Source organism: Falsiroseomonas oryziterrae (assembly GCF_021864505.1).
Taxonomy (GTDB): domain Bacteria; phylum Pseudomonadota; class Alphaproteobacteria; order Acetobacterales; family Acetobacteraceae; genus Falsiroseomonas; species Falsiroseomonas oryziterrae.
The window spans coordinates 1-20,521 of sequence record NZ_JAKJIB010000034.1 but is presented as its reverse complement, the minus strand read 5'-3'; the positions used below and the strand labels follow the sequence as shown (position 1 = coordinate 20,521).

Here is a 20,521-nt window from a genome sequence, read left to right as displayed (position 1 = left end):
AGCGGGCCGGCGCAGCCGGCCAGCGCGAGCAGCAGCGCGACGACGAAGGCGGTGCGCGTCATCCCCGCGCGGCGGCCAGCGCCTCTGCCGGCTCCACGCGCCCGTCGTAGAGCGCGCGGCCGAGGATGGCACCCGCGATGCCCGCGCCGGTGGCGCGCAGCGCGTGGATATCGGCGACCGAGGCGACGCCGCCCGAGGCGATGACCGGGATCGGCACGGCGCGGGCGAGGTCGGCGGTGAGGTCCAGGTTCACGCCGGTCAGCATGCCGTCGCGGGCGATGTCGGTGAAGATGATGGCCGCCGCCCCTGCATCCGCGAAACGAAGCGCGAGGTCGCGTGCGGTGACGTCCGACGTCTCGGCCCAGCCCTCCGTCGCAACGAAGCCGTCGCGTGCGTCGAGGCCGAGCGCGACCTGGCCCGGGAAGGCCTTGCAGGCGGCGCGGGCGAAGCCGGGATCCTTCACCGCGGCCGAGCCGAGGATGATCCGCGCCACGCCGGCGGCCAGCCAGGCCTCGGCGGTCGCCATGTCGCGGATGCCTCCACCCAGCTGCACCGGGAGCTGCGTGGCGGCGAGGATGGCGCGGACGGCCGCGGCATTGGCGGGCCGGCCCGCGAAGGCGCCGTCGAGGTCCACGACATGCACCCATTCGAAGCCGGCGGCGGCGAAGGCCGCGGCCTGCTGCGCCGGGTCCTCGGCATAGACGGTCGCCTGGTCCATCTCGCCGCGCTTGAGGCGCACCACCTGCCCGCCCTTCAGGTCGATGGCGGGATAGAGAACGAAGGCCATCGCGCGATCAGGTCCCGGAGATGAGGCTTTCCGTCGAGCGGCCGCGACCGGGCTCGAGCAGCTTGTAGTAGAAATGGCCGGCGACGGTGCGGCCATCGACGCGCGCATAGGCCGGATGCGTCCCCCAACGCACATAGCCCAGCCCCTCGAAGAGCCGGATCGCGGTCTCCTGCGTCTCGCGCACATCGAGGTTCAGCACGCGGAAGCCCATCGCGGCCGCATGTTCCTCGACACGCTCGACCAGCTTCCGGGCCAGGCCGAAGCCGCGGGCATAGGGCGCGATATAGGCGTTGGTCAGCTGCGCGGCGAAGGCCTGCGCCTCGTTGTTGCGCGGCGGCCGGACGAGCTGCGCGGAGCCGACCACCACGCCGTCGAGGCGTGCGAGGAACATCGTACGGTCGGGCACCAGAAGCGCGCCGCGGAAATGCCGCGCGAGCACAGCGCGGTCCTGCTGCTGCACCCAGCCGAAGCCGCCGCCCTCGATGATGGCGGCGTTGGTCGCCTCGCAGAGATCCTCGAGGTCGTGCTCGCTCAGCATGGTCGCGATCTCGACCGCGAGCTTCTCGACGACGGCGCGTGGCTGGCTCATGGGCGCCACGCCAGGAAGTTGGCCAGGATTCGCAGCCCGACCGAGCCCGACTTCTCGGCGTGGAACTGCGTGCCGGCGAGGTTGTCGCGCCCGACCACCGCGGCGACGGCGCCGCCATACTCGGCCGAGGCGACCAGTTCCTCCGCGCGTCCGCCGGCCAGCGCGTAGGAATGCACGAAATAGGCGTGGTCGCCCTCCGCCACGCCGTCGAGCAGCGGATGCGCGCGCGCTGGGCGCAGCGCGTTCCAACCCATCTGCGGCAGCGGCAGGGCGGCGCCGTGGGCATCGCGGGGGTCCATCGGCGCGATCTCGCCGGCGATCCAGCCGAGGCCCGGCGTCGTGCCGTGCTCGAGCCCGCGCTCCGCCATGAGCTGCATGCCGACGCAGATGCCCAGGAAGGGCTTGCCCCGGTTCATCACCTCGTCCTGCAGCGCCTCGGTCATGCCTGGGAGCGCGTCGAGGCCGCGGCGGCAGGCGGCGAAGGCGCCCTGGCCGGGCAGCACGATGCGGTCGGCGTCGCGGAGGTCGCCGGCTTCCGTCGTGACGACGATGTCCGCCGGCGCGTTGGCCTCGCGCGCGACGCGCTCGAAGGCGCGCCGGACCGAGGCCAGGTTGCCCGAGCCGGGATCGATCACCGCAACCTTCACGGAACCGCCTTCACGAGGTCGGGCCGCTGCTGGCCGAGGCGGAACCAGGCGATGTCCTCGTCCGGCGCCGCGACCACGCCGAGCACCGGCAGGCCGCGGCGCGCGAGCCGCGCGCGCAGGCGGTCGCGGGCCTCGAAGCCCGCGATCAGATGCAGCCCGAACACCGCGAGCCCCGCATACGGATCGGGGAGCGCGAAGGCGGCCAGGAGCGTCAGGGCCAGCAGTCCCAGCGCCTCCCACCACAACCGGTTGAACAGGAACCAGAGGAAGCCGAACACGAAGGCCCGCAGGGAAAAGCCCTCGCGCACCAGCACGGGCGGGCGCGGCTTCGCTTCCGGCCACCCTTCGGGGCCGGTGGCCTCGCGGGGCGGCTCGCCATGCACCGTATAGAGCCGCACCTACCCCTCCAGGCTGCCCTTGGTGGACGGGATCGCGCCCCCGGCGCGCGGATCCTGCTCCACCGCCATCCGCAGGGCGCGGGCGACGGCCTTGAAGCAGGCTTCGGCCACATGGTGCGCGTTGGTGCCGGCCTTCAAGGTGACGTGGAGCGTGATGCCGGCGTTGAAGGCGAAGGCCCGGAAGAACTCCTCCACCAGCTCGGTGTCGAAGCTGCCGATCTTGGGACGCTGGAACGGAACGGACCACGCCAGGAATGGCCGGCCGGAGATGTCGATCGCGGCCTCGGCCAGCGCCTCGTCCATCGGCAGCAGGGACTGGCCGAAGCGGCGGATGCCGCGCTTGTCGCCGAGCGCCGCTCGCACCGCCTGGCCGAGCACGATGCCGACATCCTCGGTCGTGTGGTGGTCGTCGATGTGCAGGTCGCCCTTCGCCGCGACCGAGAGGTCGAGCAGCGCATGGCGGGCCAGCGCCGTCAGCATGTGGTCGAGGAAGCCGATGCCGGTCGCGACCTCCGCCTGGCCCGACCCGTCGAGGTCGAGCGTGACGCGGATGTCGGTCTCGGAGGTGGCGCGCGCGATCTCGGCGCGGCGCATCACCCCCTGGTTGAGGCTGCCGTCCATGCGGCCGGTTTACGCGCGCGCGGGCGGCTTGGCGAGGGGGAAGCGGGCGGCGTTGCGGCGGGACGGCGATGCGGCCATCTAGGGTTCATGACAGGTTCTCCCCACGACCCCCTCGGCTGGCACGGCACCACCATCCTCTGCGTCCGCAAGGACGGCCGGGTCGCCATGGCCGGCGACGGGCAGGTCTCGCTCGGCCAGACGGTGGTGAAGGGCAATGCCCGCAAGGTCCGGCGCATCGCCAATGGCCGGGTGCTGGCCGGCTTCGCCGGCGCCACCGCCGACGCCTTCACCCTGCTGGAGCGGCTGGAGGCCAAGCTGGAACGCTTCCCCGACCAGCTGGAACGCGCCTGCGTCGAGCTGGCGAAGGACTGGCGCACCGACCGCTACCTGCGCCGGCTGGAGGCGCTGCTGGCGGTCGCGGACGGCAAGCGCAGCCTGCTGCTGACCGGCCAGGGCGACGTGCTGGAGCCGGAGGATGCGGTGATCGGCATCGGCTCCGGCGGCAACTATGCCCTGGCCGCGGCGCGCGCCCTCGTCACGGTGGACGGCATCGGCGCCGAGGAGATCTGCCGGCGCGCGATGAAGATCGCCGGCGAGATCTGCGTCTACACCAACGGCAACATCGTTCTGGAAGTTCTCGAATCGTGACTGAGGCCGTGAATCTTTCTCCGCGCGAGATCGTCAGCGAGCTCGACCGCCACATCGTCGGCCAGGGCGAGGCGAAGCGCGCCGTCGCGATCGCGCTGCGCAACCGCTGGCGGCGCCAGCAGCTGGCACCCGGCCTGCGCGAGGAGGTGGTGCCGAAGAACATCCTGATGATCGGCCCGACCGGTTGCGGCAAGACGGAGATCGCGCGGCGCCTGGCGAAGCTCGCCAACGCGCCCTTCCTGAAGGTCGAGGCGACGAAGTTCACCGAGGTCGGCTATGTCGGCCGCGACGTGGACAGCATCGTGCGCGACCTTGTGGAGGCCTCCATCACGCAGACGCGCGACACGGCGCGCAAGAACGTCCAGGCCAAGGCGGAGCTGGCGGCGGAGGAGCGGCTGGTCAGCGCGCTGGTCGGCGAGGGCGCGTCGGGCGAGACGCGGATGAAGTTCCGCCGCATGCTGCGCGAGGGCCAGCTCGAAAGCCGCGAGGTCGAGGTGCAGCTCGCCGATGCCGGCGGCGGCATGCCGCTCGGCATGATCGACCTGCCGGGCGCGCAGGGCATCCAGATGCAGAACATGCAGGAGATGCTCGGCAAGATGTTCGGCGGCCGCACCAAGCCGCGGAAGATGACCGTGGCGGAGGCGCGGATCGCCCTGGCCAAGGACGAGGCCGACAAGCTGCTCGACAACGAACAGCTGACGCGCGATGCGGTCGCGAATGCCGAGAACAACGGCATCGTCTTCATCGACGAGATCGACAAGGTCTGCGCGCGCACCGGTGAAGGCGGCTTCCGCGGCGGCGACGTGTCGCGCGAGGGCGTGCAGCGCGACCTGCTGCCGCTGATCGAGGGCACGACGGTCACGACCAAGCACGGGCCGGTGAAGACCGACCACATCCTCTTCATCGCCTCCGGCGCCTTCCACATGGCCAAGCCGTCCGACCTGCTGCCCGAGCTGCAGGGCCGCCTGCCGATCCGCGTCGAGCTGAAGGCGCTGACCCGCGAGGACTTCAGGCGCATCCTGACCGAGCCGGAGCACAGCCTGGTCAAGCAGTATGTCGCGCTGCTGGGCACCGAAGGCGTCACGCTCGACGTCACCGACGATGCGGTGGATGCGCTGGCGGAGCTCGCGGCGGAGATCAACGCAACGGTCGAGAACATCGGCGCGCGGCGGTTGGCGACGGTGATGGAGCGGCTGCTGGACGAGATCTCCTTCACCGCGAGCGACCGGTCGGGCGAGACGGTGACGGTGGATGGAGAGATGGTCCGCGGCCGCGTCGCACCGCTGGCGGCGAGCGCCGATCTCAGCAGGTTCATCCTGTGATGCGCGATCGCGCGACGCACCGCCACTGAAGCCGGCGTCGCGGGTCCCCATATCGCCCCCGCCATGTCCGTGACCACCAGCCGCGCTCCGACGGCCCCTGCCCTGCCCGCCAGCGCCCGTGCGGAGCTCGCTCGTGCGGTGCGCCAGCTTGAGGACGTCTCGCTCGCCGCGCGCCTCGCCGCGCTGGTCGGCACGCCGGTGGAGGCGCTGAAGAACCGGCTGCCCGGCCCCGTGCAGGGCATGCTCGACGGTGCGGTGCGCGGTGCCATCACCACGGCGATGAAAACCGCGCTCCGCACCAACCCGGCCGGCACGCCGCCTTCCGTTCCCTCCGCCTGGTTCCATCGCGGCATGGCCGCGGCCTCCGGCGCGGCGGGCGGCGCCTTCGGCCTGCCCGGCACGCTGCTCGAACTGCCGGTCTCGACGACGCTGCTGCTGCGCCAGATCGCCGCCATCGCGGCGGAGAACGGCGAGGATCTGTCGCGGCCCGAGGTCGCGGCCGAATGCCTGAAGGTCTTCGCCCTCGGCGGGCGCGATGCGCGCGACGATGCGGCGGAATCCGGCTATTTCGCGGTCCGCCTGGCCTTGGCCGAGGCGCTGAAGACCGCCGCCGGCCGCGGCGTGTCGGCGATCCTGCTGCCCGGCTTCATCGGCGCGATCGCGGCGCGCTTCGGCGGGCCGGTGGCGATCAAGCTCTCGGCGCAGGCGGCGCCGCTGATCGGCGCGGCGGCCGGCGCCGGCGTGAACCTCGCCTTCCTCGAGCATTTCCGCGGCGTCGCCGAAGGCCACTTCACCGTCCGCCGGCTGGAGCGCGCGCATGGCGCGCCCGCAGTGAAGCTGGCCTACGAGGCGATCCAGTCCGAGCGCGACGCGCGCTTCGTGGGGTAGGGGCTCAGCCCGGCACGCGACCCCTGATGGCGGTGGCGAGCGAGTCATAGGCGATGCGGCCATCCGGCCGCTGCAGCCGCGCCGCGACCTGCGCCCGCAGCGTCGCCAGCTGCTCGGGCGGAAGGCTGCCGATCAGCGTCGCCAGCGCGCCGGAGACGGTGGTGTCGTTCCAGAAGGCATCGAAATCCGGCCAGGCGCGGTGGACCGTGATCTCCTGCGTCGTCACGTCCTGCAGCCCGGCATCGGTCCAGAGCCTCGAAAGCCCGGCCGGCGTCGCGACCGCGACATGGGGCGGCAGCGGCGGCTTGAAGCCCATGGCGCGCAGCTCCGCCTGGATCGGCTCGTAGGGGAAGCCGCCGGCGGTGAAGTTCCAGGCATAGGCGACGACCTCGCCGCCCGGCCGCGCGACGCGCGCCATCTCCGCGACCCCGCGGGCGGGCTCGGGGACGAAGAAGATCACCAGCGCCATCACGGCGATGTCGAAGCTGTCCTCGTCGAAGGGCAAGGCGAGCGCATCGCCCTGCCGGAACATCGCGCCCGCCGCGCCCGGGCGGGTGCGTGCGAAAGCGAGCTGCCCCTCGGAGGGATCGAGGGCCTGCACCTCGGCGGGCGCGCAGCGCTGCATCACCAGCTCGGTGAAGGCGCCGTTGCCGCAGCCGACATCCACCCAGCGCCGGCCGGTGGGTGGGTCGAGCCAGTCCAGGAAGACGTCGCCGACCAAGCGGCTCCACCGCCCCATCGAGCGCTCATAGGCGCCGCCGTCATCCCAGCGGATCTGGTTCATGACCAGCCCTCCCGGCGCCAGATTGCTGCGATATCCGGAGGGATTGCGAGTCATTCATTAGTGTCGGGTGAGGGCGGGCCCGCGCGGCCCGTCGCCAGCGGCAGGCCCTCGTCGCACCAGCCGGTGATGCCGCCCGGCATCGTCTTCACGCGGCGGCCGAGCATCGCCAGGCGCAGCGCGGCGCGGTCGGCGCCGTTGCAATGCGGGCCCGCGCAATAGACGACGAAGACCGTCTCCGCCGGCCAGGCCGCCAGCCGCGCCTCGGTGATGTCGCGATGCGGCAGGCTGACCGCGCCCGGCACATGTCCGGCGGCGAAGGCGGCGCGGCCGCGCACGTCGAGCAGCACGAAATCGGCGCCGGCGGACAACGCCGCATGGACATCGGCGCAGTCGGTCTCCAACGCGAGCCGGCGGGCGGCATGCGCGGCCATCTCGGCCGGCGCGACGGGGGCGATCTCGGTGACGGGGCTTGGCACGATCCTGCGGTTCCTCGGCGTGGATGGGTCTGCGCGACGCGGCGCCATGTTGCTATGCCGTGCCGAGCACCCATCGCGTGAGGCTCCGCCGTGCCCGAAATCCGCAGGATCGTGCCAGATGGACCGGCCAACCCGCTCGTCGCCGTGCTCGCCTATGACGGGCTCTGCACCTTCGAGTTCGGCTGTGCGGTCGAGGTCTTCGGCCTCAAGCGGCCGGAGATGGGCCCGCGCTGGTACCGGTATGCCGTCGCGTCCGTCGATCCGGGCCCGATCCGGGCCGCGGGCGGGCTGACGGTCGTCGCCGATGGCGGGCTCGAGGTGCTGGATCGGGCGGGCACCATCATCGTCCCCGGCTGGCGCGGCGTGGACGCGCCGGTGCCGGAGCCGCTCCGCGACGCGTTGCGCATCGCGCATGCGCGCGGGGCGCGGATCCTGTCGCTCTGCTCGGGCGCCTTCGTGCTCGCGGCGGCGGGGCTGCTTGATGGCCGGCGCGCGACGACGCATTGGCGCTACCACGCTGCGCTCGCCGCACGGCACCCGCGCATCCGCCTGGTGCCGGACGTGCTCTACGTGGACGAGGGCAGCGTGCTGACCGCGGCGGGCAGCGCGGCGGGTCTCGACCTGATGCTGCACCTGGTCCGCCGCGACTTCGGGCCGGAGGCGGCGAACAGCGTCGCGCATCGCCTCGTCCTGCCGGCGCATCGCGCCGGCGCGCAGGTGCAGCGCCTGCTGCGTCCCGTGCCGCCCGAGCGCGGCAGCGGCGCGCGCCTCGCAACCGTGCTGGACGAGGTGCGGCGCAGGCTCGACGAGCCGTGGGATGTCGCGCGGCTTGCCCACGCGGCCGCGACAAGCCGTCGCGGCCTGCATCGCCGCTTCCGCGAAGCGACCGGGATGAGCCCGGGGGACTGGCTGATCGCCGAGCGCCTCCGCCGAGCGCAGGAGTTGCTGCAGGCCTCGCGGCTGCCGGTCGAGGAGGTGGCCGCCGCCGTCGGCTTCGGCAGCGCGGCGACGCTGCGCCTGCACTGCCGCGCGCGGCTCGGCGCGACACCGCGCGACCTGCGCGAAGGCGGCTTGCGCGTTCCGGCGGCGTAAGGGAGCGTGCGTGGATGGACCAGATTCTCGCGATGCTGTCAGAGGCCGGCGCCGCGGCATCGTCGGCGGATGGGCCGGAGGCGGCAATGCGCGCACTCGCGCGCGGCTGCCACGACACGCTCGGCGACCGCGCCGCGGCGCAACGTCCCGGTGCGCTGAAGGAGAGCGAGCGCGACTACCGCGTCTCCGGCTGCTTCATGGTCACGCCCGACCGGCGCTGGCACATGCTCGTCGGCAATGTCGGCTTCCCGCCCGAGCAGCACCGGCTGATGATCCCGATCGAGGGCGGCCATCCCGGCCGCGTGTTGCGCTCCGGCGCGCCGCTGCTGCTGACCAACACCGACGAGGATGCCGGCTTCCGCCAATACCTGAAGACCTCGCGCATGGGCTCCTCGGCCTATGCGCCGATGCTGTGGAAGGGCGCGTTCCTCGGCCAGATCGTGGTTGCCGCGCAGGCGCGCTGGACCTACGGGGAGCGCGACCTGGCGGCGCTCGTCGTCGCGTCGCGCATCGCCGCGGCTGTCTGGGTGGCGCAAGGGGGACCGGACTGGCTCGCCGCGAACGCCGATCCGGCGGATGCCTGGCGCGTCGCGATCGAAGGCGTGTGACCCTGCGCCGCGAGCCATGACCTGCGGAGACACGCGATGAGCCAGGTGCCGGGCGGCATGCCCGCGGCGGACCGGGACCTCTCGGGCTACGGGCGCAATCCGCCCGACCCGCGCTGGCCGGGCGGCGCGCGGCTGGCGCTGTCCTTCGTGGTGAATGTGGAGGAAGGCGCGGAACTCGCGCTGTCCAGCGGCGACGAGCGCAACGAGAGCGTCTACGAGGCGCGCGAGGAAGTGGTCGGCCACCGCGATCCCTGCATGGAGACGCACTACGCTTATGGCAGCCGCGTCGGACTCTGGCGGATCCTCGACCTGCTCGACGCGCATGACGTGAAGGCGACCTTCTCCGCCTGCGGCCGCGCCGTCGCCGCCGCGCCGCATCTCGCCGCCGAGCCGCATGCGCGCGGCCACGAGGTCTCCGCGCATGGCTGGCGCTGGGAGACGCATGCCCGCATGCCCGAGGCCACCGAACGCGCGGTCATCGCCCGCACCGTCGCCGCGATCGAGGCGGCGACGGGCGCGCGCCCGGTCGGCTGGCATACACGCAGCGCCCCCTCGGTCAACACGCGGCGGCTGCTGATTGAGGAGGGCGGCTTCCTCTACGATTCCGACGCCTATGACGACGACCTGCCGCGCACCGTCGCGCGCCCCGACGGCAGGCCGCATGTCATCCTGCCCTACGCCTTCGACACCAACGACATGCGCTTCCAGCCCGGCGGCGGCTTCGTCCAGGCCGACGACTTCGCGCGCTACTGCATCGGCGCGATCGACTGGCTTCTGCGGGAGGGCCGGACCCAGCCGCGCATGCTCTCGATCGGGCTGCACCTGCGCATCATCGGCCGGCCTGCACGGATGGCGGGGCTGGAGGCGGTGCTGGCGCATGTCGCGCGCACGCCCGGCATCTGGGTCGCGCGCCGGTGCGACATCGCCGCGCATTGGCTGCAGGACGGACGCCGCTGATGCGCATCCTGGTCGTCAACAGCAACACGACGCCCGCCGTCACCGACCGCATCGAGGCGGCGGCGCGCGCGGCCGCCTCGCCCGGCGTCGAGATCGAGGCCGTGACGGCGCCCTTCGGCTTGCCGCTGATCGTCAGCCGCGCCGATTGGCTGGTCGCGGGACAGGCGACGCTGGCCGCGCTCGCCGAACGGCGCGGCCAGTACGACGCGGCGGTGATCGCCTGCTTCGGCGATCCGGGGCTGGACGCGGCGAAGGAGCTGCTCGACGTGCCGGTGCTCGGCATCTCGGAAGCCGCCTTCCATGCGGCCTGCATGCTGGGCCGGCGCTTCGGCGTGGTGTCGTTCACCACCGCGCTGCGGCCGATGTTCGAGGACTGCCTTGCGCATCACGGCCTGACGGCGCGCTGCACCGGCTTCCGCATGGGCCCGCCCTTCACCGGCGACCCGGGCCGCGTCGCGGAGGAGCGGGCGGAACTGCTCGTGTCGCTGTGCGAGGAGGCGATCGAGCAGGACGGGGCGGAGGTCCTTATCCTGGCCGGCGGCCCCCTCGCCGGCCTGGCGCCGGTGCTCGCGCCCAGGGTCGCCGTGCCGCTGGTGGACGGCACCACGGCCGCGGTGCGGCTTGCGGAAGCGATGGTCGGGCTCGCGCCGCCGGGGCGGCCGCGTCGCGTTCGCGCACGCAGCCTGACCGGGTTTGGCGAGGAATTGGCGAGACTTTACGGGGGCTGATGCGGGCGCGCGGCGGGCGCACGCGGGCGCGGTTGACGCGCCGCGGTGGCCGGAGTTCGATTGGGACGACGTCCCGTCAGCCGCCTGCGAATCCGATGCGTCGATCGTTGAGTGCCGGCGTGCTCACCGACAGATGCGGATGCCCGGGCCCGAACGGGGACACGACGTAGGCCAGGGCATGCAGATGCGCAGAGGCGATCTGCAGCACCCACAGGCCAACGACAAACCTGACGCGCCAGGAGCGCACGAAGCCCTCCCCTGCCGGATCGCGCGCTGCCCAACTCGCCGCGCCGAGGCAGGCGAGCGTGAAGAACAGCGGCTGGAACTCGAGCCGATAGCGGAAAGCCATGTACCAGGCCGTCAGCATGAGTGCCGGCGCAACGCAAAGGCCGCCGACCAGAGCGAGCGCCCCACCGCGCGGCACGCCGGCCAACCGGTTCCGCGCCAACGCCACGACCCCGAGGGCCGCAAGCGCCATGGTCAGCGGATCCGAGATGAGGAAGCTGCTCGGCGGAAGCTCGAACGCATCGAAGAGAACCAATATGCGTTCGCCAAGGACCAGGCCGCTTCCCCAATGCAGGACCCAGACGGGGAAGAAATAGTAGATAAGCCCGTAGCCCAGGCGCCCCAGGTTGAAGAGACCGTATTCCTCGAGCCGGGGGAGCCGGTCGGGAAAGATCGCGATCATGTCGACCTGTGCGCGCAGATCGGCGACGGTGAAGGGATTTCCCCAGCGCGCGACGTTGATGCCGCCCGCGACGAGCACGAAAGCGGAGGCGACCGCGGCAGGCAGAAGAAACTGCCACGACAGGAGCCGGCGCATCAACTCGGATGGACGGGGGCGCACGCCGTTCCGTGCGCTGCAGGCGAGCCACAACATCAGAAGGGCCAGCGACAGATAGAGGCCAAGTGCCGTCGTGGGGCGCGTCAGCAGGCACAGGCCGGCCACGAGCGCCAGCAGGCAGAGGAGGCTGGTGCGTAAGCCTCCGGACCGGGTCAATCCGTGCAGCACGAGCGCCGCGAAGATCGATGCGAAGGCCCATGCCCAGGCCGCCGTCTCGTCGAAGATGCTGGGCCTCATGGCCAGCATGACGGGCGGGCCGCTCAGCAAGGCGGCCGAGACAAGCGGCGGCTTCAATAGGCCGGCCGCGGTACTCGCGCCCAGGGGACGGAAGGCGACGATGACCGCCGCCGCCTGCGCCGCGGCGCCCAGAGCCAGGGCGAAGGCCTTGAACTGCCGGGTCATGTCGAAGCCGCCGAGCCCGAGCCAGCCGACAAGCGGCATCCGCAAGACAGCCGGGAGGATGCCGAAATAGGCAAAGCTGCGCCCGTCCCGCTCGAATCGCTCTGCCCCGATCACAGCGGGGTCGATGTCGAAGCGGCCCGCCATGAGCCTCGCGGCCATGTCGTTGAACACAAGGCCATGCAAGGCACGGGGCGAGCCGCTCAACCACGCAAGCAGGAGTCCGTAGAGGACGCCGAGGGCGAGGAAGAGGCAGAGCCAGCCTGCGCGCGCCAACGCGTGTCGCTGACGGGTCATGTCGTCCTTCCAGACAGGTGCCGAGCGTATGTCCACATCGATCCTTGCGTCTGCCGGGCCGACCTTCAGCGGCCAACCCCCGCACGACGTCAGTCTGGCCTTGGGCAATCGGACCGGAGGCAATCCATGAACAGGGTCCCGACCGGCCCCGACATGTGATGGAATGCGTAGCCTGGCGGAAGAATCGCCGAAGCCAAGGACTGCAGGTGCGCCCCGGCGATTTGCGCCAGGAACAGCATGACGACCAGACGCGCTGCCCTTCGCCGCTGCGCCTCCGACCAGGACCGCGCGCGCGCAGTCCAGTGGATCGCGCCGATGCAGACGAGTGTGGTGAAGAGCGGGGCGAACTCCACTCGGTATCGGAACGCCATGTACCAGCCGACGAGCATCATGGCCGGCGCCACGCAAAGTCCGGCCATCAGGGCAAGCGCTCCCAGTCGCGGCATACCACGCACGCCGCACGCGAGGCTTGCAATGCCGAGACCGGAGAGCGCCAAGTTCAGAGGATCTGAGAAGAAAAAGCTGCTGGGCGGAAGCTCGAGCGCGTCGAATAATTCACTGACGCGAGGCCGAAACGGAAAATCGCCGTCAACATACAAGATCCATATAGGAAAGAAGTAGTACGAGATCCCATGTCCAAGCCGCCTAATGTCAAACAAGCCATACTCCTCCAGGCGCGCGAGACGCTCCGGGAATATCTCGACCATATGAATCTGCAGACGCATGTCTGCCGCGACGAGGGGATCGCCCCAGCGCGCCCAGTTCACGAATCCCGCAGCGACGATGAACACCAAGAGGGTGCCTGAGGGGACGAGAAAGCGTGCTTCGAAGATCCGGCCAATTGACGGCGCTGAACGAAGCGCTCCCCAAAGCAACCACGCCAGCAGCAAGCCGAGGCTGATGTAGAGCGAGAGCGCCGTCGTGGCTCGGGTGAGCAGGCACAGCCCGGCGGCAGCCGCCATGGCGAAGAGCGTTGCGACAGTGAACCCCCCCTGCGCGGTGAGACCTTGCAGGCCCAGAGCAACGAATATGCTAGCGAAGGCCCACGCCCACGCGATGGCCTCGGCGTAGGGTCCGTTTTGAAACGCAAGAAGGATGGGCGGTCCACTGAACACAGCGAGCAGTTTCAGGCGGGTCTCGAGCAGGTCGCGGAAGGGGCCGGGCGCTGCGGCGCGCAGCGCGGTTCCGACGGCGGACGCGCTTGCCAGCGCTCCGACGACGCAGGCGCCCCACATGGATATCCGCGTCACATCGACCTGCCTCAGGTCCACGAAGGGGATGAGCGGCATCCGCATTAGAGCGGGTAGAACGCCGAAATACGCGTAGGTGCGCCCGTCCCGCACAAAACCTTCGAAAGCAATGATTTCTGGATCGATATCGAAACGACCCTGGAGCATGCGGAAGGCCATGTCATTGAAGACAAAGCCGAGGGGTGTGGAATCCTCAAATGGACGATTGCCCAGAGCCATGAGGAGACCACAGTACGCAGATGCGAGTAAAGACAGGCCCGCGAGTTGCGCCATATGGATGCCTCTGCTTCGCCTGAAGACATTGCCCAAGACCCAGGTGTATGCCAAGACGCCTGCTTGTGAAAGGTGACGAAGCGCCGGGCAGCGGAGAAACGTCTGCTCCGGGGTCCTTCAGCAGTTCAGGTCTAGCCTTCGGGTCTGTTTGCCTCAGCAGCATCGGAGACGGATAGAGTTGACAGAGCTTCGCTATGCTGGATCGGAGCTGGAGCTATTCGCGACTGCGCGCAATTGGAAGCGCTACTGGTCATCGCTTGTGCGGCCTTGGCTGGGTCGGCGCATACTTGACGTGGGCGCAGGCATCGGCGCGACGTTCGACGTGCTAGGCGACGCACCGCACGAGAGTTGGTTGGCGCTCGAGCCCGATCCGAACCTTGCTGCGCAGCTTCGCAAAAGGCACGAGGCTTCATTGCTGTCCCCAGCGCTTCAGCTTCGGGTCGGCACAGTCGACGATCTCAGCGAAGACGAACTCTTTGACACTATCCTCTACATCGATGTTCTTGAACACATAGCGGAAGACCGCGCCCAACTCGCGACAGCTGCGAGGCATCTGGCCACGGGCGGACGCTTGGTCGTCTTATCGCCGGCTCATTCCTGGTTATTCAGCCCCTTCGATGCGGCGATCGGACATGTCCGACGCTATGATCGGGTGCGCTTGCGCGAAGCCGCGCCGGTCCACCTTACCTGTCTGAAGCTCGATTACCTCGACAGCGCCGGGTTGCTCGCAAGCATCGGGAACCGGTTACTGCTGCGCTCGTCCGAACCAAGCCCGGCCCAGATCCGCTTCTGGGATGGTCTCTTGGTTCCGTTCTCGCGGCGGCTGGACCCGCTGCTGGGTCGTCGCGTGGGGAAATCCATTCTCGGCGTATGGCAGAAGGACTCGACTCGCGGATGACATCGAACGTTGTGCGCGCTCGCTCCTTGCGAGGCAGAGGGGCGGATCTCGGCGCACGGCTCGTGTCCGGCGCAGTGCTGGTCGGCCTTCTGCTCGTGGTCTTCATGGCAGTGCACATCGTGCACTTCAGGTTCTTCCCTGTACGGGTCGTGGCCTATGCCGCGTTGCTCGACGTCGGAATCGCGCTGGTCCTTTCCGCAGCCGCCTGGCTGCTCTGGCTCCGACGCCGTCTCCGAACGGACGGTCTCGAGAGCGCCCTTTTTCTTGCGATTGCCACGCTCGTTGCAACTCTCTACGCAATCATGGTCCCCACGGTGATCGACCGTTCCCTGTCGATCTACATTCTTGAGAAACTGCTGCAACGCGGCGGCGCCATCAGAGAAGGCGCCTTCGAGGAGCTTCTCGTCCGAGAGTTCTTTCCAGAGCACCAACTCGTGGCAGTACGCCTCACCGAGCAGCTTAACTCTGGCACCATCACGATCTCCGACGGGTGCGTCCGCCTGACACGCCGTGGCGAAACGACCGCGACGTGGACGCGGCGATACCGAACCACGCTCCTCCCGCGTCACCGCGAAATCATGGGGCGCTTTTCCGACGACCTCACCGACCCTTTCCGGCACTCAACGCCGCAGGTCGACCATCGGTGCCAGTGAGATCGACGGCGGGGTCTGCATCGACACGGTCGACACGCATGATCAAGAGATCGAGCGGAACGGCGACCGCCGGCGGCCCACGTAGCGAGGCGCCCATGACCATCAGCATCAGAAACGCCAGCATCCCAGCCTGCAGCACGATGACAACCAGGATACCAGATGCCGTGGAGTACCAACCGGGCGTGGCAATGTCCGCAAGCTTCAGGCCTGCCGAGATGGCGAGCAGACTGCCGGCGGCAGCAGCGAGCACTCCGCACAGGATCCCCACACGCACCATGATGGCCTCGGCGAACACCATCATCGATCTCATGCCGTGCAGAGCCAGCGAGACGAAACTCATGTGAGATCGACCGAAATAACGTACACCACGATCAGCTGGCACGCTCGCAATGCGCATCCGCGACACGATCAGGCAAGACGCGAGATGCAGCCAGAGCTCGGGCATCAGAACGAGGCGTCGGACAGCGACGGGAGACAGCGCAGAGAAATTGCCGAAGCGAATGACGTGACCTGTCACCGCCTGAAAGAACAAGCGATAGAGCAGATAGAAGGCCTTGAAGCCGACGCTTTCGGAACGGCGCCGCCGCTCTGCGACCACGGCGTCTTTGCCGTCCCGGTGCAGCGCTGCAAGGAGTTCCGGAATCACGTCAGGTGTGTCCTCGCCATCCGCATCCATGACGACGACCGAGGCTTCGGGATGCGTTCTCGCGATGTATGACAAGCCCGTGGCGATAGCCCGCTGGTGCCCCACATTCCGCGCGAGCCGCACCACTTCGCCGGTAAGCCCGGCATCGGCGATATCCGAGGTTTGAACGGGGTCTAGAAGTGATCCATCCTCGACGACGACAATCCGCCCGCCCTCCATGGATGGCAGCCGACCAACTTCCCGCAACAGCGCAATCAGGCTGGGCCGATCCTCCAGGACCGGCAATAGAATGATCGGAGCGGAAGTCGGCACGCTCACGAGCGAAGGCCGGATCCGCTGACCGTCACGCCGCCACCGCCACCTTGTAGTCGGCCTCGGTCTTCGCGCGCACCTCGTCCTCGGTCACGCCGCGCGCCAGCTCCACCAGCCGCATCGGCGCGTCGCCCTTCTTGTCGATCGCGAAGACGCCGAGGTCGGTGATCACCATGTCCACCACGCGGCGCCCGGTCAGCGGCAGGTTGCACGCCTTCAGCAGCTTCGCGCTGCCGCCGGCGGTGTGCTCCATCAGCACGATCACCTTCTTCACGCCGGCGACGAGGTCCATCGCGCCGCCCATCCCCTTCACCATCTTGCCCGGGATCATCCAGTTCGCGAGGTCGCCGTTCTGCGCCACCTGCAGCGCGCCCAGGATCGACAGGTCGATATGCCCGCCGCGGATCATCCCGAAGCTCTGCGCGGAATCGAAGAAGGACGAGGTCGGCAGCTGCGTGATGGTCTGCTTGCCGGCGTTGATGAGGTCGGGATCCTCCTCGCCTTCGTAGGGGAACGGCCCGAGCCCGAGCATCCCGTTCTCGCTCTGCAGCTGCACCGTCATGCCGTCCGGCACGTGGTTCGCCACCAGCGTCGGGATGCCGATGCCGAGGTTGACGTAGTAGCCGTCCTGCAGCTCGCGCGCCGCGCGCGCGGCCATCTCGTCGCGGGTCCAGGGCATGTCCGTCGTCTCCTTACCGCGGCAGGTGGTCGGGGCCGGCGGCCGGCGCCGGATGCTTGCGGACCGTCCGCTGCTCGATGCGCTTCTCGAAGCCGGGCGGGCAGGCGACCAGGCGCTTCACGAAGATGCCCGGCGTGTGGATGTGGTCGGCCTCCAGCTCGCCCGGCCGCACCAGGTGCTCGACCTGCGCGACCGTCACCTTCGCCGCCGTCGCCATGATCGGATTGAAGTTCCGCGCCGTCTTCCGATAGACGAGGTTGCCCTCGTGGTCGCCCATGTAGGCGTGCACGATCGCCAGGTCGGCGAACAGCGTGCGCTCCATCACATAGGCCTCGCCGTCGAAGTCGCGCGTCTCCTTGCCCTCGGCCACCGCGGTGCCGACGCCGGTCTTGGTGAAGAAGGCCGGGATGCCCGCTCCGCCAGAGCGGATCCGCTCGGCCAGCGTGCCCTGCGGGTTGAACTCGATCTCGAGCTCGCCCGCGAGGTACTGCTTCGCGAAGGTCGCGTTCTCGCCGACGTAGCTGCTGATCATCTTCCGGATCTGCCGCGTCTCGAGCAGCATCCCGAGACCCACGCCGTCAATGCCGGCGTTGTTGGAGATCACCGTCAGACCCTTCACGCCGCTGTCGCGGATCGCCTCGATCAGCAGCGACGGGATGCCGGAGATGCCGAAGCCGCCGGACATGACGGTCATGCCGTCCTTCAGCAGCCCGGCGAGGGCGTCCTTCGCGTCCTTGTGGACCTTGCGCATGGCGGCATTCGGTTCCCTGGCTGGCTCGGCGCGCACCCTATTGGCGTGCGGCGCAGCATGGAAGGGGGGCGGGCCCCTTGCACGCCCCTGGGGTGGGGGCTATACGGCGCGCCTCCCAAGACTGCGGGGCCATAGCTCAGTTGGGAGAGCGCTTGAATGGCATTCAAGAGGTCAGGGGTTCGACTCCCCTTGGCTCCACCAGTTCGGCCGCCGGCTCTCGGGTAACGAGGCCGGCGGTTCGCTTTTCCGGGCCTCACGCGCCGCCACCTGGCGGCGCCCCTCACAGCATGTAGCCGAGCGCCTCGTAGCCGAGCCAGGCCAGCGCCAGCAGGATGGCGGTCGCGAAGACGCAGCCCAGCACCGTCAGCACCACGCCGAGCAGCGTCACCTTGCTGTCGTGCTCGATCAGCCCGAGCGCCATGACGATGTTGCCGAAGGCCGGTGGGCCGTTGGTGCCCGGCCCCGGCAGGATCAGCATGATCGCGACGTAGGCCGTCAACCAGCCGATGATCCGCTCGCCGAGCGGCCCGGTGAAGAAGCCGGGGCGGGGGCGCACGAAGCGCTCCACGCGCTTCAGCCCCTTCGAGGAGGCCGAGGCGAGGCGCAGCAGGTCGGACCGTTTGATCGTCTGCCGCGCCAGGATCCGGGGCAGCCGCGGCACGCGGTAGCCGAGGCCCATCTGGACGCCGAGGATCAGCAGCGGCGTGCCGAAGACGCTGGCCATGCCCGGCAACAGTCCCGGCAGCAGCAGAAGCAGCGACAGGATGCCGAAGGCCCGGTCCCCGAACGCTTCCGCCATCTCGCCGAGGCTGATGCGCTCGCCCGGGAAGGCGGCCGCGACCTCGGCGACGATGCGCGAGATCGGCGCGTTCTCCTCGGGCTGAAGGGCGTCGGCGTCCATCGCGGTCCCCGCGGATCAGGGCAGGCCGAAGAGCCAGTTGAAGCCCGCGACGAGCACCCAGAATAGGGTCCCGATGATAGACAGGCCGAGGAAGCTCGCGAATACCCCGAACAGCGCGCCCGCGATGATGGTGACCGTGTCCTCCTCCATCACGCCGATCGCCATGATCAGGCAGGCGAGCGAGGGCGGGCCGTTTGTGAAGGGCAGCGGGACGATCACGATGGTGGCCAGCCAAACGCCATAGGCGCCGATCAGCCTCTCGCCCAGGCGGCTGGTGACGAAGGACGGGCGCGGCTTCACATAGCGCTCGACGCGCTGCAGCCAGGGCAGCGCCTTCTCGGCGATCAGCCGCAGGTCGTTGCGGCGCATCGACCGGCGCATCAGGAAGGCCGGCAGCCGCGGAGCCGGAAGGCCCCAGGCAAGCTGCGCGCAGATGATCATCAGGGGAATCCCGAAGATCGGGCTGAGGCCGGGGATGTAGATCGGCAGCAGGTTCGGCAGCGCGAAGAGGACGATCAGCACGCCGTAGCCGCGATGGCCCAGCGCCTCGATCAGGGCCCCAAGCGTCACGCGGTCCGACGGCCAGCTGCTGGCGATGCCGCTGACCAGCTCGGATACGGGCACCGCATGACTGTCGTCATGCGCGCCCGGCACGGCGTAGCGCATCCCGTCTATGGCCTGCTTCCTTCGCTATCCCAGACGTCCAGCCTGTCCCGGCTGTCTCCCGCCCGGAGCGTTAGCACGCGGCCCCGGTCGCCGACAGAGGCATAATCACGGGCCCGTGATCATTGCCCCCGCCGCGGCTACTCCGGCTGGAAGTTCGCCAGGCGCAGAAGTGCCTCGCTCCGCTCGAAGTCGCGCCGGATGAAGGCGGCGAAGTCCGGTCCGAGCTCGGCCAGCGGCTCGATGCCGAGCGTGCCGACCCGCTGCAGGACATCCGCCTCGAACATCCCCGTGCGCAGCACCTCGCCGATCCGCGCTGTGATCTCGGTCGGCAGGGCGCGCGGGCCCCAGAGCGCCCACCAGGACTGGATATCGAGGCCCGGCATGCCGGCCTCGGCCGCGGTCGGGATCTCCGGGGCGGCCTGGCTCCGGGCGGCCGCCGTGATGGCCAAGCCGCGGACGCTCCCGTTCCGCACCTGCGGCAGGGTCGCCAGGATCGGGTCGAACATCAGCTGGACGTTCCCCGCCACCACGTCGGTCAGCGCCGGCGCCGTGCCGCGATAGGGCACATGCGTCAGCTCGACGCCGGCCTGGCGGGTGAACTCGATGGTCGCCAGGTGGCCCGCCGCGCCCAGCGAGGACACGGCGAAGGACCAGTCGCGCGGGTTCGCGCGCACCGCCGCCAGCGTGTCGGCCAGCGTCTGCTGCGGGCGGGCGCGGTTCATCACCAGCAGCAGCGGCCCCTGCCCCACGCGCGCCACCGGCGCCAGGTCCGTCACCGGGTCGTAGCCTGGGTTGCGCATCACCAGCCGCGCCAGGATCTGGATCGAGGCCGAGAAGCAGAGCGTGTAGCCATCCGGCGCCGCCTGCGCGACCGCCTGCCCGCCCACCGCGCCGTTCGCGCCGGGCCGGTTCTCCACCACGAAGGGCTGGCCGAGCTTCTCCTGCAGCTTGCCTGCCGTCACGCGGGCCATGCCGTCGGTCGCCCCGCCCGGCGTGAAGGGCACGATCACCCGGACGGGCCGGTTCGGCCACGCACCCTGGGACAGGGCCGGCACGGCAAGCAGCCCCGCCCCCATCGCCGCCGTCCCGATCACGCCGCGCCGTCCGATCATGTGCCGCCCCTCTGTGTCGCGCGATCCACATGGCGGGACGCGCCGCGCTTTGCAACAAAGCCGGCATGGATCCGGTGGATGTCGCCCTCTGCCTCGCCATGGACGTCTCGGCCAGCGTGGACTTCGAGGAGTTCGGGCTGATGGCCGGCGGGACCGCCGCGGCGCTGCGGGACCCCTCCGTGCTGGCCGCCGCGACCTCCGGCCCCCGGAGGGCCGCCGCGCTCTGCCTGCTGCTGTGGTCCGGCGTCGGCGCGCAGGACGTCGCGGTCGGCTGGACGCGCTTGCACGACGCGCC

At 70.0% G+C, this 20,521-nt stretch carries 25 protein-coding genes and 1 tRNA gene; 11 read left to right on the top strand and 15 right to left on the bottom strand.

The features are described 5' to 3' along the window. Positions 1–58: 58 nt before the first annotated feature. Genes hisA through hisB form a run of 5 tightly spaced genes read right to left on the bottom strand, consistent with a single transcriptional unit; the run spans position 59 to position 3,042 of the window. Positions 59–787, bottom strand: coding sequence for a 1-(5-phosphoribosyl)-5-[(5-phosphoribosylamino)methylideneamino]imidazole-4-carboxamide isomerase (gene hisA / locus L2I40_RS05250; RefSeq protein WP_237213821.1), 729 nt, complete (start codon positions 785–787; stop codon positions 59–61). A gap of 7 nt (positions 788–794) precedes the next feature. Beyond that, a complete protein-coding gene (locus L2I40_RS05245; protein WP_237213820.1) occupies positions 795–1,376 on the bottom strand; it encodes a GNAT family N-acetyltransferase in 582 nt (193 codons plus the stop codon). Beyond that, positions 1,373–2,023: an imidazole glycerol phosphate synthase subunit HisH gene (hisH, locus tag L2I40_RS05240; protein ID WP_237213819.1), complete on the bottom strand. Its 651-nt coding sequence runs from the start codon at positions 2,021–2,023 to the stop codon at positions 1,373–1,375. Before hisH ends, L2I40_RS05245 begins: the two co-directional genes overlap by 4 nt. Further along, the gene (locus L2I40_RS05235) at positions 2,020–2,421 is read right to left on the bottom strand and encodes a DUF2628 domain-containing protein (protein ID WP_237213818.1); all 402 of its coding nucleotides are present in this window, start codon (positions 2,419–2,421) and stop codon (positions 2,020–2,022) included. The genes hisH and L2I40_RS05235 overlap by 4 nt, the downstream gene beginning before the upstream one ends. Further along, positions 2,422–3,042 carry an imidazoleglycerol-phosphate dehydratase HisB gene (hisB, locus tag L2I40_RS05230; protein ID WP_272910937.1) on the bottom strand — a complete coding sequence of 207 codons (621 nt, stop codon included), beginning with the start codon at positions 3,040–3,042 and terminating at the stop codon, positions 2,422–2,424. It lies immediately after the preceding gene. Positions 3,043–3,129: 87 nt separating this feature from the next. Here hisB and hslV point away from each other — a divergent pair, with 87 nt between their 5' ends. From hslV to L2I40_RS05215, 3 genes are all read left to right on the top strand, one after another. Further along, the gene (gene hslV, locus L2I40_RS05225; RefSeq protein ID WP_237213817.1) at positions 3,130–3,690 is read left to right on the top strand and encodes an ATP-dependent protease subunit HslV; all 561 of its coding nucleotides are present in this window, start codon (positions 3,130–3,132) and stop codon (positions 3,688–3,690) included. Further along, positions 3,687–5,012: an ATP-dependent protease ATPase subunit HslU gene (gene hslU / locus L2I40_RS05220; RefSeq protein ID WP_237213816.1), complete on the top strand. Its 1,326-nt coding sequence runs from the start codon at positions 3,687–3,689 to the stop codon at positions 5,010–5,012. Before hslV ends, hslU begins: the two co-directional genes overlap by 4 nt. Positions 5,013–5,150: 138 nt before the next feature. Then, positions 5,151–5,900: an EcsC family protein gene (locus L2I40_RS05215; protein WP_237213815.1), complete on the top strand. Its 750-nt coding sequence runs from the start codon at positions 5,151–5,153 to the stop codon at positions 5,898–5,900. A gap of 4 nt (positions 5,901–5,904) precedes the next feature. Here the strand turns inward: L2I40_RS05215 and L2I40_RS05210 are convergent, their stop codons facing one another. Then, positions 5,905–6,684, bottom strand: a complete 780-nt coding sequence (locus L2I40_RS05210) for a class I SAM-dependent methyltransferase (RefSeq protein WP_237213814.1) — start codon at positions 6,682–6,684, stop codon at positions 5,905–5,907. 50 nt (positions 6,685–6,734) lie between these two features. Further along, entirely contained in the window at positions 6,735–7,160 is a 426-nt protein-coding gene (locus tag L2I40_RS05205) for a rhodanese-like domain-containing protein (RefSeq protein ID WP_237213813.1), read from the bottom strand. 90 nt (positions 7,161–7,250) lie between these two features. Between L2I40_RS05205 and ftrA the strand changes: the two genes are divergently transcribed. The 4 genes from ftrA to L2I40_RS05185 are packed head-to-tail and all read left to right on the top strand — an operon-like array spanning position 7,251 to position 10,545. Then, complete coding sequence (gene ftrA / locus L2I40_RS05200) at positions 7,251–8,252, top strand: transcriptional regulator FtrA (RefSeq protein WP_237213812.1); 1,002 nt, start codon at positions 7,251–7,253, stop codon at positions 8,250–8,252. Between the two features lie 14 nt (positions 8,253–8,266). Beyond that, positions 8,267–8,860 carry a GAF domain-containing protein gene (locus L2I40_RS05195; RefSeq protein ID WP_237213811.1) on the top strand — a complete coding sequence of 198 codons (594 nt, stop codon included), beginning with the start codon at positions 8,267–8,269 and terminating at the stop codon, positions 8,858–8,860. A gap of 36 nt (positions 8,861–8,896) precedes the next feature. Continuing rightward, complete coding sequence (locus tag L2I40_RS05190; protein WP_237213810.1) at positions 8,897–9,817, top strand: polysaccharide deacetylase family protein; 921 nt, start codon at positions 8,897–8,899, stop codon at positions 9,815–9,817. Continuing rightward, complete coding sequence (locus tag L2I40_RS05185) at positions 9,817–10,545, top strand: aspartate/glutamate racemase family protein (RefSeq protein ID WP_237213809.1); 729 nt, start codon at positions 9,817–9,819, stop codon at positions 10,543–10,545. Before L2I40_RS05190 ends, L2I40_RS05185 begins: the two co-directional genes overlap by 1 nt. A gap of 76 nt (positions 10,546–10,621) precedes the next feature. On the opposite strand, the gene L2I40_RS05180 is transcribed toward L2I40_RS05185, so the two are convergent. Next, positions 10,622–12,085, bottom strand: a complete 1,464-nt coding sequence (locus L2I40_RS05180) for a hypothetical protein (RefSeq protein WP_237213808.1) — start codon at positions 12,083–12,085, stop codon at positions 10,622–10,624. An 89-nt stretch (positions 12,086–12,174) separates the two neighbouring features. Continuing rightward, positions 12,175–13,608, bottom strand: a complete 1,434-nt coding sequence (locus L2I40_RS05175; protein WP_237213807.1) for a hypothetical protein — start codon at positions 13,606–13,608, stop codon at positions 12,175–12,177. A 259-nt stretch (positions 13,609–13,867) separates the two neighbouring features. Here L2I40_RS05175 and L2I40_RS05170 point away from each other — a divergent pair, with 259 nt between their 5' ends. Both L2I40_RS05170 and L2I40_RS05165 read left to right on the top strand, forming a co-directional pair. Continuing rightward, entirely contained in the window at positions 13,868–14,506 is a 639-nt protein-coding gene (locus L2I40_RS05170) for a class I SAM-dependent methyltransferase (RefSeq protein WP_272910938.1), read from the top strand. 62 nt (positions 14,507–14,568) lie between these two features. Next, on the top strand, positions 14,569–15,159 hold the full coding sequence (locus tag L2I40_RS05165) for a hypothetical protein (protein WP_237213805.1): 591 nt from the start codon (positions 14,569–14,571) through the stop codon (positions 15,157–15,159). On the opposite strand, the gene L2I40_RS05160 is transcribed toward L2I40_RS05165, so the two are convergent. The 3 genes from L2I40_RS05160 to L2I40_RS05150 are packed head-to-tail and all read right to left on the bottom strand — an operon-like array spanning position 15,107 to position 17,547. Further along, on the bottom strand, positions 15,107–16,123 hold the full coding sequence (locus L2I40_RS05160) for a glycosyltransferase (RefSeq protein ID WP_237213804.1): 1,017 nt from the start codon (positions 16,121–16,123) through the stop codon (positions 15,107–15,109). The two genes, L2I40_RS05165 and L2I40_RS05160, sit on opposite strands and share 53 nt — an antisense overlap. Before the next feature lie 25 nt (positions 16,124–16,148). Then, positions 16,149–16,796: a CoA transferase subunit B gene (locus L2I40_RS05155; RefSeq protein ID WP_237213803.1), complete on the bottom strand. Its 648-nt coding sequence runs from the start codon at positions 16,794–16,796 to the stop codon at positions 16,149–16,151. Positions 16,797–16,809: 13 nt separating this feature from the next. Further along, positions 16,810–17,547 carry a CoA transferase subunit A gene (locus tag L2I40_RS05150; RefSeq protein ID WP_237213802.1) on the bottom strand — a complete coding sequence of 246 codons (738 nt, stop codon included), beginning with the start codon at positions 17,545–17,547 and terminating at the stop codon, positions 16,810–16,812. A gap of 125 nt (positions 17,548–17,672) precedes the next feature. On the opposite strand from L2I40_RS05150, the gene L2I40_RS05145 reads away from it, so the two are divergent. Further along, positions 17,673–17,748, top strand: a tRNA-Ala gene (locus L2I40_RS05145). 79 nt (positions 17,749–17,827) lie between these two features. On the opposite strand, the gene L2I40_RS05140 is transcribed toward L2I40_RS05145, so the two are convergent. The 3 genes from L2I40_RS05140 to L2I40_RS05130 all read right to left on the bottom strand — a co-directional run bounded on the left by L2I40_RS05140 (position 17,828) and on the right by L2I40_RS05130 (position 20,226). Then, the gene (locus L2I40_RS05140; RefSeq protein WP_237213801.1) at positions 17,828–18,448 is read right to left on the bottom strand and encodes an exopolysaccharide biosynthesis protein; all 621 of its coding nucleotides are present in this window, start codon (positions 18,446–18,448) and stop codon (positions 17,828–17,830) included. Between the two features lie 15 nt (positions 18,449–18,463). Further along, on the bottom strand, positions 18,464–19,114 hold the full coding sequence (locus L2I40_RS05135; protein ID WP_237213800.1) for an exopolysaccharide biosynthesis protein: 651 nt from the start codon (positions 19,112–19,114) through the stop codon (positions 18,464–18,466). A gap of 137 nt (positions 19,115–19,251) precedes the next feature. Then, positions 19,252–20,226, bottom strand: coding sequence for a Bug family tripartite tricarboxylate transporter substrate binding protein (locus L2I40_RS05130; protein WP_237213799.1), 975 nt, complete (start codon positions 20,224–20,226; stop codon positions 19,252–19,254). Between the two features lie 65 nt (positions 20,227–20,291). On the opposite strand from L2I40_RS05130, the gene L2I40_RS05125 reads away from it, so the two are divergent. Further along, positions 20,292–20,521: DUF1194 domain-containing protein (locus L2I40_RS05125; protein WP_237213798.1), on the top strand; the 230-nt coding region annotated here is incomplete at its 3' end.